This window comes from Lentzea albidocapillata subsp. violacea (genome assembly GCF_900100275.1).
GTDB classification, from domain to species: domain Bacteria; phylum Actinomycetota; class Actinomycetes; order Mycobacteriales; family Pseudonocardiaceae; genus Lentzea; species Lentzea violacea.
In genome coordinates, this window is sequence record NZ_FNET01000015.1 from 1 (window position 1) to 12,435 (window position 12,435).

Sequence of the window (12,435 nt, forward strand, 5' to 3'; positions counted from 1 at the left end):
GATCGACAAGACCGTGCCCGCCGGGCTGGACGTGCATCTGGTCTGCGACAACTACGGCACGCACAAGACCGCGGCGATCAAGGCCTGGCTGGCGAAGCATCCGCGGTTCCACATGCACTTCACCCCGACCGGATCCTCGTGGATCAACCAGGTCGAACGCTGGTTCGGGTTCCTGGCCGAGCAGAAGATCAAACGCGGCGCCCACAAGAGCGTGCAAGCACTCGAGAAGGACGTCCGAGCCTGGATCGCCGACTGGAACACCCATCCCCGGCCGTTCCTCTGGACCAAGACCGCCGAAGAGATCCTCGAGTCACTCGCACGCTTTTGCAGGCGAATTTCCGGCGCACGACACTAGTGGCGCGACCCGGAACGTTGGCGAGGTAATCCACGCCCAGCAGGGCGCCTCGCGGCGCCGCCCCCACGCCCCCGTACCACCAGTACGAGGACGTGGGGGCGACACCACGATGCACCCGTCTGACCGCGAATTCCCCCGGCAACGTTCCGGGCCACACCACTAGCCCCCAGGTTTCGACAAAGGCGCATCCAGCCGCGGATGCGCCTTTGTCGTGTGCGCGGCCGGTGGACGCTTCACCGATAGACTTCGCAACCCAGAAATAACCGCTTCCCGCCAATCCTGGGCGCCAATTCACCCCAGCACCGCGAAAACATTTCTTGGTGCTCTCGCCTGCAATGTTGGGCTGCTTGGCGGACGGTTCGTCAACTACCTTTCCGATACGGTCACGTACCACGCCGCCCGAACTGTCCTGCACATTCGGAAAGGTGTCGCAATGATCAGCATGCTGGCCGCAGCCGGCTTGGCTCTGTCCACCATCGTCATTCCCCCGGCCGCCGACCCGCCCCCGCCGGGCCAGATCACCATCGACGTCGTCACGGTCAACGGCTCCGGCTGTCGCGCCGGCACCGCCGCCGTCGCCGTCTCCCCCGACAACAAGGCGTTCACGGTCACCTACAGCGACTACCTGGCGCAGGTGGGCCCGGAGTCGCGGCCGACCGATTTCCGGAAGAACTGCCAGCTGAACCTCAAGGTGAACGTTCCCGGCGGATTCACCTACGGCATCGCACAGGCCGACTACAGAGGATTCGCACACCTCGAAAGAGGAGCGAAGGGCACGCAGAAGGCGAGCTACTACTTCCAGGGGATGTCGGACAACGACCGGCGGTCCAAGACCTGGAGCGGCGCGCTGAGCGACAGCTGGCAGGTCACCCACCGGACCGACGTCGCCTCGATCATCTACCACCCGTGCGGCGCGAAGCGGAACTTCAACATCAACACCGAGCTGCGGGTGGACAAGGGCACGTCCGACCCGAAGAAGACCAGCTTCATGGCGATGGACTCGACGGACGGCTCGATCGAGACCATCTACCACTTCTCGTGGAAGAGGTGTCCCAGGTAGTCCGTCAGGTCAGCTGAACCGCGCCCTCGCACGGCAAGGCCGGAGCCCAGGAGGCATGGGCTCCGGCCTTGCCGGTTCTGCTGCTGCCGCAGATCAGATGTTCTGGTTCGCGAACCCCTTGGTCGCGATCTTCGACAGCATTCCCTGCCACACCGAGCTGCTGGTGTGCGGGTCACCGGTCACGCCGAGCGCCGACTTGAGGCCGTTGAACGCGCTCGTCGTGGCAGGGCCCCAGGCGCCGTCGATGGCGAGGCCGGAGCCGCGGAAGTTGTTGCACACGGCCTGGACGAACTTGGTGTCGGACTCGGAGCTCTTGACCGCGCGGACCGGCATGCCACCGAAGTCGGCGTGGATGTGGTCGGCGTGGGCGGCGTTGTACCAGCCGTCGAGCACGTAGCGGAACCGGCGGCGGCACACGGCCTCCGTCGCGAGGTAGCGCTTGCGGATCGAGGCGGTGCCCGACGCGTGGTGCCGGTCGAGCGGCGAGATGGTCTTGCCACTGGACCAGCGGACGTGGTCGAGGTCCATCGCGGTGCCGGCGCCGTGCTGGCCCGCCTTGTTGACGTAGAAGCCCGCCGAGACGATGTAGCTGATCGAGCCGTAGCTCGACGAGAGCGAGCGCAGGTCGCGGATCCAGGCGACGAGCGCGTTGTAGAACGCGTCGGTGGCCTGCCAGTTGCGCGCGGTCGTGTTGCCGCGGTTGGAACGCCAGTAGTAGACGGGAGTGCCGTCGATCTTCTGGAACGTCTTCATCGCCAGCACGCCGGCCTCGGCGGCCTCGATCTCCGCGGGCGTGTGCTGGTCATCGGGCGTGGGCGCGGCGCCGGCGAGCCCCGGCGCGATGGTGGACAGGCCGGCGAGACCGGCGACGGCCGCCGCGCCCGTGACGAAGCCGCGTCTGGTGACGTTGTTCTCGAACACCCCAGTACTCCCTCTGTGTCCAAGCCGGCGGCGGCAGGGGGAAGGGCCTGTCTCACCCACCGGCCCGAGGGAGTCTAGGGATCGCACGCGAACGGCGGAATCGGGCCTGACCTGCGTTTTTCCTTTGTCTTTACCGGCATGGACGGCTAGCGAACGGGCCCGAGCACGCGGATCAGGTTCTTCTCGGTGCCCGTGCCCAGCTTCTCCAGCGCCAGCTTCGCCACGGGCGCCCCGAACTTCGCGAGCCCGTTGAACTCGACGTGCGCGTGGTAGGCGATCCTGGCCGTGCCCGGCGTGTCACCGGCCGTGATCGAGATGTCGTCGGTCGAGGTGGCGGTGTCGTTGCGCCCCACGAACTGCAGGCCGCTCGCGTCGGCACGGGTCAGCTCGTAGACGAGCTCGGTCCTGCGGCCGAGGAACGACGACACGTTGCGCCAGCGCGAACCCACCTCGACCGGGCCGTCGTCCAGGCGTGTGCACGACACCGTGCCCGGATCCCACTGCTCGGCACGGGAGAAGTCGCGCAGGTACTCGATGACACCCTCGGGCGTGGAGGCGACGGTGAAGGTGCGCTCCACGTCCACCCCGGACACGTTCACTGAGTTGAACGCCTGCGGGGTGAGGTGCAACCGGTACTGGTCGACGAGCTCGGCCTGGCTCTCCGCGCGGCGTGCCAGCCGTTCCAGCCGCGTCTCGTCGAAGCTGTTCAGCTTCAGCAACGTCCGCCACAGCGCGGCCTTGCCCTCGATGCCGACGCGCAGGGTCTCCAGTTCGAGCACGTCGCTCAGCGGCGAACGGCCGAGGACCCTGCCGTTGAACTTGAGCCTGCCCGCCTTCTCGGTGAGCCAGCCGAGCGCCTCCCGGTGCGGACGCGGCTCGACACCGGCCTGGCGCATGAAGTCGAGCAGCTCCTTGCGGTCCGCCTCGATGTCGTCCGCGAGAACCCGCAGTTCGGGGTGCGTGCGGCTGATGCGGCGGGCGAGCTCGGTGCCCGCCATCGCCCCGGTCAGATGGTCGTTGAGGTAGATGCCCAGCAGCTCCGTGTTCACGCCTTGCGGTTACCCGCCGCCAAACCTTCCCCGCGCTCGAACGCCCGCATCGGCTCCAGGATGATCGGCTGCGCGCGACGGCCCGTGAGCAGGTTCCACGCCCACTGCGCGAGCACCGCGACCCGGTTGCGCCAGCCCACCAGGAACGCGATGTGCACGCCGGCCCACGCCGCCTTGCCGATGATGCCCTTGAGCCGCAGCTTCCTGATGTCCGCGACGGCGTCACCGGGCGAGATCGTGGCCATGGTGCCGAGGTCGAGGTATTTGAACGGCTTGGCCCTGCGCCCGTTCAGCCGTGCCTTGATCACGCGGGCGACGTGGTGGCCCTCCTGGATGGCGGGCTCGGCGATGCCGGGCAGGTCGTTCAGGTTCACCATGTCGCCGATGGCGAAGACGTCGTCGGTGACCGAGCAGTCGGCGGGGTTCACCACGATCCGGCCCTTGCGGTCGGTCTCGGTGCCGGTCGCCTCGGCGAGCTTGCGTGCCAGCGGCGAGGCCTGCACGCCCGCCGCCCAGATGATCGTGCGCGCCTCGACCCGGTCACCGTCCTTGGTCGTCAGGCCTTCCGCGTCGATGGACTCGACCATGGCGTTCGTCATCACCGTGACGCCGAGCCGTTCCAGCTTCACCCGCGCGTGCTCGCGCAGTGGCGCGGAGAACGGCGGCAGCACGTGCGGCACGGCGTCCATCAACGTGATGCGGACGTCGCGCGGGTCGATCTCCCGGAACTGGCCCTTCAACGCCCGGCGGGCCAGGTCGGCGAGCTGCCCGGCCAGCTCGACACCGGTCGGTCCGGCGCCCACGACCGCGAACGACAGCCACTGCTTCGCATCCTCGGCCGCCACCGCCGTCTCGAACGCCCGCAGCAGCTTCGAGCGCAGGTCGACGGCCTGTTCGAGGGTCTTCATCGGTGGCGCGGACTCGGCCCACTCGTCGTGGCCGAAGTAGCTGTCGCGCGAGCCGGCCGCCACGACCAGGGTGTCGTACCCGACCTGGCGCGACCTCCCGTCCGGCAGGTCGACGTGCACCCGCTTCGCGGCCGTGTCGAAGCCGGTCACCTCGCCCAGCAGGACGTGCGCGTTGCGTTGCCTGCGCAGGATCGCCCGGAACGCCGGCGCGATGTCGCCGGCGGGCAGCAACGCCGTCGCCACCTGGTACAGCAACGGCTGGAACAGGTGGTGGTTCGTGCGGTCGATCAACGTGACCTCGGCGTCCGCGCGCTTCAGGCCGCGCACCACGCCCAGTCCGCCGAACCCGCCTCCGACAACGACTACCCGGTGCTTGCTCATGGGGGTCGCATACCCACTGAGGCAGGCAGGTATCCAGCGTTCTCGCATACCGGCCCGGAACCGGGGTATCCGCCCGCCATGACCACCACTGCCGACCAGTCGCTCTGGCTTGCCGCCCTCCCGGCGAAGTCGCGTCCCCCACTGACCGGACAGCACACCTTCGACGTGGCGGTGGTCGGCGGTGGCATCACCGGGCTGACCACCGCGTTGCTGCTCAAGCGCCGTGGCCTGAACGTCGTCGTGCTGGAGGCCGAGCGCGTCGCCTCCGGCGTGTCCGGCAACAACACCGCCAAGGTCACCGCGTTGCAGTCCACTGTGTACTCGCAGATCCGGCAGACCCACGGCCTGGCCGCCGCCACCGACTACGCCGCCGCGTCCGTCGCCGCCGTGGCCCAGGTCGCCGACCTGGCGAAGGACATCGACTGCGACCTGCGCCGCTCCCCCGCCGTCACCTACGCCTACAGCGAGTCCGAGGTGCGCGACGTCGACCACGAGCTGATCGCGGCTCGTCAAGCCGGCCTCCCGGTGCGTGACGCCAAGAACGTCGACCTGCCGTTCGAGGTGCACGCGGCGGTCTGGCTCGACGACCAGATCGGCCTGCACCCGGTGAAGTACCTGCGGGGCCTGGCCGACGAGATCGACGGCGACGGCAGCCGGGTGTGCGAACACAGCCGGGTCGTCGACGTGAGCGGCCACCGCGTGTCGACCGACGACGGTCACGTCACCGCCGACAAGATCGTGATGGCGACGCACTACCCGACGCTGGACCGGGGCCTGTACTTCGCCCGCCTCGAACTCACCCGCGCCTACTGCATCGCGGCCCGCGTCAACGCACCGACGCAAGCGCTCGCCATCAGCACCGGCAGCCCGTCCTGGTCGATCTCGGCGCACGAGGACAAGCTGATCATCGCCGGTCAGAGCCATCAGACGGGCAAGCCCGCGGTGGAGCCGTTCCGCCGGCTGGAGGACTTCGCGCGCAGGTACTGGCAGGTCGAGGAGATCACACACCGCTGGTCGGCGCAGGACCCGACGGCCTACGACCACCTGCCGATGATCGGGAGCTACACGCCGGGCAACACCACGATGTTCACCGCCACCGGCTACATGAAGTGGGGCCTGACCAGCGGCACGTTCGCCGCGACCCTGCTCGCGGACCTGGTCACGGGCAAGCCGAACGAGCTGGCCGAGCGGTTCAGCCCGCACCGGCTGTCCCTGAAGTCGCTGCCCACGCTGGTGAAGAAGAACGCCGAGGTCGCGGCGGAGCTGGTCGGCGACCGGATCATGCCCGCCGACGCCACCTCCAGCGAGCACCTGCCGCGCGGCCAGGCCCACGTCATCCGCGACGGCCTGGGCAAGACCGGCGTCTATCGCGACGAGGACGGTGAGCTGCACGGGGTGTCGATGCGCTGCACGCACCTCGGCTGCCTCGTCCGGTTCAACTCCGCCGAACGCAGCTGGGACTGCCCGTGCCACGGTTCGCGGTTCGACGTGGACGGCGCGGTGCTGGAGGGACCGGCGACCCGGCCCCTCCCCCGCAAGGAACCTCGTTAGTGGTGCGGCTCGGAAGGTTGCCGGGCAACCTTCCGAGCCGCACCGCTAGTTCTTGGCGACGAGCGTCAGCACGTCGTACTTCGCGACCGACTCGCCCTTCTGGTTCGTCACGTCGGAGTCCCAACGGACCTCGCCGTACTCCTGGTCCTCGCGCGGCGTGATCTGCTTGACCGTCAGGGTCACCGTCAGCTGGTCGCCGGGGAACGTCGGCGTGACGAACCGCAGGTTCTCCAGCCCGTAGTTCGCGAGCACCGGTCCGGGCTCCGGCGAGACGAAGAGCCCCGCCGCGAACGAGACCACGAGGTAGCCGTGGGCGACCCGGCCGCCGAAGAACGGGTTCGCGGCGGCGGCTTCCTCGTCCATGTGCGCGTAGAACGTGTCGCCGGTGAACGACGCGAAGTGCTCGATGTCCTCCAGCGTCACCTCACGCGGACCGGCGACGACCGTGTCGCCCAGGCGCAGTTCGGCGAGCGTCTTGCGGAACGGGTGCACCGCGTCCTCGCGGCGAGGCGCGCCCGTCACCCAGCGGTTCGTGATGGCACTCAACGCGCGCGGGCTGCCCTGCACGGCCGTGCGCTGCATGTGGTGCAGCACGCCGCGCATGCCACCCATCTCCTCACCGCCACCTGCCCGGCCGGGGCCGCCGTGCACGAGCATCGGCAGCGGAGAGCCGTGCCCGGTCGACTCGCCGGCGTCCTCGCGGTCGAGCACGAGCAACCGGCCGTGCCACGGCGCCGCGCCGATCACGACGTCACGCACGAAGTCCGTGTCGGCCGACACGATCGATCCGACCAGCGAACCAGCACCGCGCGCGGCCAGCGCCACGGCGTCGTCCACGGACGTGTAGGGCATCAGCGTCGACACCGGTCCGAACGCCTCGACCTCGTGCGGCTGCACGGCGTCGGCGGCGGCGCGCAGCAGCATCGGCGACATGAACGCGCCGCGCTCGGCGTCAGCGTCCACAAGAGACAGAGCGCCGTCGCCGTAGACGACCGAGGCGTTCTCCTGCAACGCCTTCAGCGACCGGCGGACCTCCTCGCGCTGCTCCAGTCCGGCCAGCGCGCCCATCTTCACCGACCTGTCGGCCGGGTTGCCGATGACCACCTCGGCCAGCTTCGCCGCCGTCGCCTCGGCCACGGCGTCCATCAGCGACTCGGGCACCAGCGCGCGCCGGATCGCCGTGCACTTCTGGCCGGCCTTGGTCGTCATCTCGGTCACCAGCTGGCCGACGAACAGGTCGAACTCGGGCGTGCCGGGGACGGCGTCCGGACCGAGGATCGAGCAGTTCAGCGAGTCGGCCTCGGCGTTGAACCGCACCGACGACCGGATCACGGCCTGGTGCGTGCGCAGGTGCTGGGCGGTGGACGCGGACCCGGTGAACCCGACCAGGTCCTGCGGGGTCAGGTGGTCGAGCAGGTCGCCCGCCGAACCACAGACCAGCTGCAGCGACCCCTCGGGCAGCAGACCGGAGGCGAGCATCAGCTCGACCAGCTTCTCGGTCACGTACGCCGTCTGGGACGCGGGCTTGATCAGCGACGGCACCCCGGCGATGAACGCGGGCGCGAACTTCTCGAGCGGCCCCCACATGGGGAAGTTGTAGGCGTTGATCTGCACCGCGACCCCGCGCAGGGGCGTGCAGATGTGCTGGCCGACGAACGTGCCGCCCCGCCCGAGCGGCTCGACGGGCCCGTCGACGTAGACCTTGTCGTTGGGCAGCTCACGCTTGGCCTTGGACGCGTACCCGAGCAGCACGCCGAAGCCGCCGTCGATGTCGATCCACGAGTCGGACCTGGTCGCGCCGCTGCGGGCGGACAGCGCGTACAGCTCGGCCTTGTGCTCCTTGAGGTAGAGCCCGAGGGCCTTCAGCAGCTGCGCGCGCTGGTGGAACGTGAGCTCGCGCAACGCGGGCCCGCCGACCTCTCGCCCGTACCGCAGCGCCGTCCCCATGTCGACGCCCTCGGACGAGATCCGGGCGATCTCCTCGCCCGTCACGGCGTCGTGCAACGGCGCGCCCTCCACCGAAGGCGTGTGCCACCCACCCGACACGTAGCTGCGCAGCAAGCTCATCGAGCCAACCCTTCTCGCGGGGGTGCTGGATCCTCAGCAACCCGACCACCAGGCAACGTATCAGCCGCCGGGTAGCCTCGCGGGGGTGCAGGCTCTGCTCACGGAGCTCGCCTCAGCGCGTTCCGAAGGTCTGCGTCCAGTAGTGGCCGTACTTCGTGTTCTGCCGGTACTGGTGGCCGACACCGATGTCACGCAGGGCGCAGTTCAGGATGTTGGCGCGGTGCCCGGAGCTGTTCATCCACCCGCGCACGACGTCGGCGGCCGTCTGCGACCCGGCTGCGACGTTCTCGGCGGCCCTGGTCCAGCGGGTGTAGCCCGCCCGTTCGATCCGGGTGACCATGTTGCTGCCGTCCGAGCCCGTGTGGCTCATGAAGTTGTGCGTGGCCATGTCCGCCGAGTGGCGCTGTGCCGCGGTGTTCAGCGACGCGTTCGACCTCAGGGCCGGGCATCCCACCTTGGCGCGTTCGGCGTTCGTGCGGGCGATGACGTCCTCCTGCACGGTGGCCGCCGTGGCGTGGGGTGTGAGGGTGGCCGCCAGTGCCAGGGTCGCGGCGGCGAGCAGGGAAGTGCGCAACGCGAACATGGTTGATCTCCTGTGGAGAAGGGAGGAGCCGGGTCCCGGCTCCTCCCTTGGCTTGGACGAGGTCAGACGATTTGCCAGGTCACCGAGATGATGCCGAGCGACGTGTCGGCCAGCCGGGAGAACGCGGGCTGGCTGAGGTCGATCTTGTTGCTCGCGCAGCTGGGGCACTTGTCCTTGATGCGCACGGTGATGGTGCGGCCCTTGTGCGTGACCCGGATGGACTTGCGGCACAGCGGGTCGTTGTTCGGGTTGGGCGTGGTCCACAGCGCGGCGGGTGCCGCGACCAGCAGCTCGGTCGCCGCGTTGATCCTGGTGCCGCAGGCGCCGTAACCGGCGTCGTTGTAGTAGCTGGCGGTGCCGTTGACGGCGGAGGCGGTGCCGGTGAAGACCAACGACAGGACCGCGGCCGACGCGACGGCGCCGAGCACCTTGAACTTCATGGTTTTCCTTTCAGGGGTGGAAATCGTTTCAGGCCACGGAGTTGAACGTGACCCTGAAACCGCTGCAGTTCGCGCACTGGTACACGGTCTGGTTGCCGGGCTCGGTGTCCTGTTTGGACCACGCGTAGGCCTTGGGGCAACGGGACTTGATGGTGTTGCTGTAGTCCGTCGGCGTGTCGCGGTTGGGGTTGACGCAGTTGATGCGCTGACCGTTGGCGCCGTACTTGACGTACGCGGGGTTGCAGTAGGGCAACAGGTTCCCGGGGCAACCGGCGGTGCCGCACGAGGTGGAACCCGGTGGTACGGACGCGTTCACCGGGGTGATGGTCACCGGCACGGAGAAGGCGTTGACGTAGCTGACGTTGTACCAAGGGGCGAGCCGGTCGCGGGTGTCGAAGTTGAACTCGGCGAGACTGGCCGGCTGTTCGCCGGTGACGCACCGGGCGGCCTGGACACCGCAGTCGCCGACCGCGCAACGGAAGTTCGCACCGGAGGTCCCGGTGCATCCCTGCCGGGCGAAGAACGTGCCGCGCCAGTGGCCCGGTGAGGCGGTCTCGGGGATCGTGATGGTCGCGGACTGGCCGTGGCGCAGCGTGGGCAGGTTCGTCAGTGCCCGGGAGCCGTCCGCGTTGACGGTGCTGCCGACCCAGATCGTCTGACCGGTGTTGTTGACCAGGGTGACCGTGTGGTCGATCGCCGCGTTCGCGGTCGGCACGCCGCCGGCGGCGAAGGCGAGTGCGAACAAGGCCGCCAGTAATCGTGTGAGCATCTGCGGGCTCCCTCCGTCAGGGCTCCACGATCACCCGCAGGCACCTCCCGGGGCACCACGGTCGGTCCGCAAGGTTCCCTCGTGGAGCCAGGCCCACCTGGTGGCCCGCAACTCCCGGCGGCCCGACAGCCCGAGCTTGCGGTAGACCCTGGTGAGGTGTAGCTCGACGGTCCGCGTCGCCATCGTGAGCCGGGCCGCGATCTCCCTGTTGTTCAGGCCCGCGCACACGAACCGGGCGACCTCGGCTTCGACGGGGGTCAGCGCCGGTGCCGCGACACCGCACAGGGCTTGGTCGACCCGCCGCAGCAGAACGGTGTCGCCGACGTCGAGGGCCGTGGCACGGGCGCGCGTGTAGATCTCGTGCGCCGCAGCCTGTTTGCCGTGTGCGGTGAGGCGATCGCCGTAGTCGCACAGCACTTCCGCGAGTTCCATCCGGGCTTGTGCCATGTCCAGCAAGCGGATCGCACGTTCGTAGACCACCAGGTCCTCACCGTCGGGCGGACTCGCCGCCGCGACCGCCGACAGGCTCCAGCCGAGCGCTCTGGGCTCACCCCAGCGTGCCGCGGCGGTGTGCTCCTCCAACGCCAGGCGCAGGGATTCCCCGATGTCACCGCACGCCAGCGCGGCGCGTGCGGCCAGCGAACGCCACGGCAGCACGGCGGGGTTGCCGACACCGGCCTCCCTGCCGCACGCGAGACTGCCGTCCAGGGCGTCTCGCGGGCGGCCCAGCGCCATCGCCACCGCCGCCTCGGCCGCGAGGAACAACGGACCATCGGCGCCGTGGGTGAGCAGGGCTTCGGCCTCCCGGGGTTCCCCGCGGGCTATGAGCAGTTCCACCGTCGAGTGCAGCACGACCGGGCGGATCTCGGCTGCGATGTCGTTGTGCCGCAGCAGGTCGAGCAGCGACGAGCACCTCGCGAGGTCACCGGTGCGGCGCGCGACGCACGCCTGGGCGAGCACCACGTGCTCCGCCAACGCCAGGTCGCCGGGTCTCTCTTCGAGCAGGGCGAGGCTGTGCGCGTCAGCGGCGACGAGCTCACCCGCGCAGACCAGCGTGCCCAGCGCACGCGACACACACAACGCGTTCGCCCGGCAGACAGGGGACTCCAGCGCCTGCTCGGCGGCCTGCACGGCGTCGGTCCAGTTCTCCCCCGCCGCGAGCAGACCGGCCGCGACGGCCGCCGGGCACTCGTGGCCCGACCGGCAGACCTGGGGCGGCGCGTTCACGCCGTCGGGACGAACGCCCGGCGCAGCCCGGGCCTGCCCGCCACCCCCATCTTGCGGTAGACGCGCGTGAGGTGGAACTCGACGGTGCGCAGCGTCAGGCCCAGCTCGGCGGCGATCTCACGGTTCGACCTCCCCGCTCTGGCCAGCAGGGCGGTCCTGCGTTCCTGACCGCTCAACGCGGACTCGCCGTCGTTGCGCAACAGCCGCGACGTCAGCGCGTCCGCTGCTTCGGTCCATTGTGGACAAGACTGCAGGTGCCGCGCGTGTCTGCGGGCGCGCTCGACCTCTCCGCGCGCCAGCAGGAGCTGCGCCAGGTCGTGCCGCGCGCGAAGAGCCTCGGAGCTGTTGCCCAGAAAGGTGATCGCTTCTTCGAGCAGGACGTCGTCACCGCCGCGCGCCAGCGCCGAGGCGTGCAACGCGAGTCCGATGCCTCTCGGCCCGCCCCAGCGTCTCGCCGCGACCAGGTCCTTGTCGGCACAGATCCGCGCGAGCACGAGATCCCCCCGATCCGCGGCGGCCAGTGCGGCCCAGGACCGCCACGGCACCGCGGGGTTCAAGCCGGCGAGGAACCGCCCGCATTCGAGGAACTCGTCCAGCGCCGCAGCGCTTTGTTCCTCCGCCAGCAGGAGGCGGCCGCGGGCGAAGTGCAGATCGGCGCTGTCCGGCGCGCGTTCCGCCTCCAGCACGGCGCGTGCTCTGCCCAGTTCCCCGGCGTCGATGAGCGCGAGCACCAGCCATGCGGCCGCGACGACGCGCAGCCGTGGACGAACATCCCGGCCGAGCAACCGGACCGCCGCACGAGGATCACCACGCAGCAGCATGATCCGGCCACCGAGCAGGTCGTGCACGTCGCGGCTGACGCCGGTGGCGGCGATCCAGTGCTGCTGGGCCAGCTCGAGCTCGTCGGCGTGGGTCAGCACCAGCACCGCCTGCCAGAACGTGCCGTCGTCCAACGGCTCCGCCGTCAGCGCCTGGCGTGCGGTGGCGACTGCCTCCGCCCGGCCGGTGAGGGCACCCGGCACCAATTCGAATCGCGTACGCCCGAGCTCGTCGAGCGGGCCGTTGTTCGTCATTCGACGGCGTCCTTCCCTGCCCGGATCACGCCAGCTCGGAGTCGTCCAATT

General features: G+C 69.6%; 12 protein-coding genes. 3 read left to right on the forward strand and 9 right to left on the reverse strand.

Going from position 1 to position 12,435, the window contains the following annotated elements; translation table 11 throughout:
* Both BLR21_RS28495 and BLR21_RS28500 read left to right on the forward strand, forming a co-directional pair.
* On the forward strand, positions 1–355 hold a 355-nt coding region (locus BLR21_RS28495), incomplete at its 5' end, for a transposase (protein WP_176929833.1).
* 433 nt (positions 356–788) lie between these two features.
* Positions 789–1,415: a DUF4360 domain-containing protein gene (locus tag BLR21_RS28500; protein WP_090010599.1), complete on the forward strand. Its 627-nt coding sequence runs from the start codon at positions 789–791 to the stop codon at positions 1,413–1,415.
* Positions 1,416–1,508: 93 nt separating this feature from the next.
* Here the strand turns inward: BLR21_RS28500 and BLR21_RS28505 are convergent, their stop codons facing one another.
* The 3 genes from BLR21_RS28505 to BLR21_RS28520 form a co-directional block, all read right to left on the reverse strand.
* On the reverse strand, positions 1,509–2,336 hold the full coding sequence (locus BLR21_RS28505) for an extensin family protein (RefSeq protein ID WP_090010602.1): 828 nt from the start codon (positions 2,334–2,336) through the stop codon (positions 1,509–1,511).
* A 146-nt stretch (positions 2,337–2,482) separates the two neighbouring features.
* Positions 2,483–3,385 carry an SRPBCC family protein gene (locus BLR21_RS44025; RefSeq protein ID WP_256334989.1) on the reverse strand — a complete coding sequence of 301 codons (903 nt, stop codon included), beginning with the start codon at positions 3,383–3,385 and terminating at the stop codon, positions 2,483–2,485.
* A complete protein-coding gene (locus BLR21_RS28520; RefSeq protein WP_218130983.1) occupies positions 3,382–4,674 on the reverse strand; it encodes an NAD(P)/FAD-dependent oxidoreductase in 1,293 nt (430 codons plus the stop codon). Before BLR21_RS28520 ends, BLR21_RS44025 begins: the two co-directional genes overlap by 4 nt.
* A gap of 78 nt (positions 4,675–4,752) precedes the next feature.
* Here BLR21_RS28520 and BLR21_RS28525 point away from each other — a divergent pair, with 78 nt between their 5' ends.
* Complete coding sequence (locus tag BLR21_RS28525; protein WP_090010606.1) at positions 4,753–6,225, forward strand: FAD-dependent oxidoreductase; 1,473 nt, start codon at positions 4,753–4,755, stop codon at positions 6,223–6,225.
* A 45-nt stretch (positions 6,226–6,270) separates the two neighbouring features.
* On the opposite strand, the gene paaZ is transcribed toward BLR21_RS28525, so the two are convergent.
* The 6 genes from paaZ to BLR21_RS28555 all read right to left on the reverse strand — a co-directional run bounded on the left by paaZ (position 6,271) and on the right by BLR21_RS28555 (position 12,384).
* Positions 6,271–8,292, reverse strand: coding sequence for a phenylacetic acid degradation bifunctional protein PaaZ (gene paaZ, locus BLR21_RS28530; RefSeq protein ID WP_090010609.1), 2,022 nt, complete (start codon positions 8,290–8,292; stop codon positions 6,271–6,273).
* A 112-nt stretch (positions 8,293–8,404) separates the two neighbouring features.
* On the reverse strand, positions 8,405–8,875 hold the full coding sequence (locus tag BLR21_RS28535) for a CAP domain-containing protein (protein WP_090010612.1): 471 nt from the start codon (positions 8,873–8,875) through the stop codon (positions 8,405–8,407).
* Positions 8,876–8,937: 62 nt separating this feature from the next.
* On the reverse strand, positions 8,938–9,315 hold the full coding sequence (locus tag BLR21_RS28540) for a cysteine/serine endopeptidase inhibitor (RefSeq protein WP_090010616.1): 378 nt from the start codon (positions 9,313–9,315) through the stop codon (positions 8,938–8,940).
* 28 nt (positions 9,316–9,343) lie between these two features.
* The gene (locus BLR21_RS28545; protein WP_090010619.1) at positions 9,344–10,084 is read right to left on the reverse strand and encodes a thaumatin family protein; all 741 of its coding nucleotides are present in this window, start codon (positions 10,082–10,084) and stop codon (positions 9,344–9,346) included.
* A 30-nt stretch (positions 10,085–10,114) separates the two neighbouring features.
* Positions 10,115–11,311, reverse strand: a complete 1,197-nt coding sequence (locus BLR21_RS28550; protein ID WP_090010622.1) for a response regulator transcription factor — start codon at positions 11,309–11,311, stop codon at positions 10,115–10,117.
* The gene (locus BLR21_RS28555) at positions 11,308–12,384 is read right to left on the reverse strand and encodes a LuxR C-terminal-related transcriptional regulator (RefSeq protein WP_090010625.1); all 1,077 of its coding nucleotides are present in this window, start codon (positions 12,382–12,384) and stop codon (positions 11,308–11,310) included. The genes BLR21_RS28550 and BLR21_RS28555 overlap by 4 nt, the downstream gene beginning before the upstream one ends.
* Positions 12,385–12,435: the final 51 nt, after the last annotated feature.

Excerpts from the sequence above, each read along its gene's own strand:
- BLR21_RS28500 (WP_090010599.1), top strand. The coding sequence starts at position 789 with ATGATCAGCATGCTGGCCGCAGCCGGCTTGGCTCTGTCCACCATCGTC.
- BLR21_RS28520 (WP_218130983.1), bottom strand. The coding sequence starts at position 4,674 with ATGAGCAAGCACCGGGTAGTCGTTGTCGGAGGCGGGTTCGGCGGACTG.
- BLR21_RS28525 (WP_090010606.1), top strand. The coding sequence starts at position 4,753 with ATGACCACCACTGCCGACCAGTCGCTCTGGCTTGCCGCCCTCCCGGCG.
- paaZ (WP_090010609.1), bottom strand. The coding sequence starts at position 8,292 with ATGAGCTTGCTGCGCAGCTACGTGTCGGGTGGGTGGCACACGCCTTCG.
- BLR21_RS28535 (WP_090010612.1), bottom strand. The coding sequence starts at position 8,875 with ATGTTCGCGTTGCGCACTTCCCTGCTCGCCGCCGCGACCCTGGCACTG.
- BLR21_RS28540 (WP_090010616.1), bottom strand. The coding sequence starts at position 9,315 with ATGAAGTTCAAGGTGCTCGGCGCCGTCGCGTCGGCCGCGGTCCTGTCG.
- BLR21_RS28545 (WP_090010619.1), bottom strand. The coding sequence starts at position 10,084 with ATGCTCACACGATTACTGGCGGCCTTGTTCGCACTCGCCTTCGCCGCC.
- BLR21_RS28555 (WP_090010625.1), bottom strand. The coding sequence starts at position 12,384 with ATGACGAACAACGGCCCGCTCGACGAGCTCGGGCGTACGCGATTCGAA.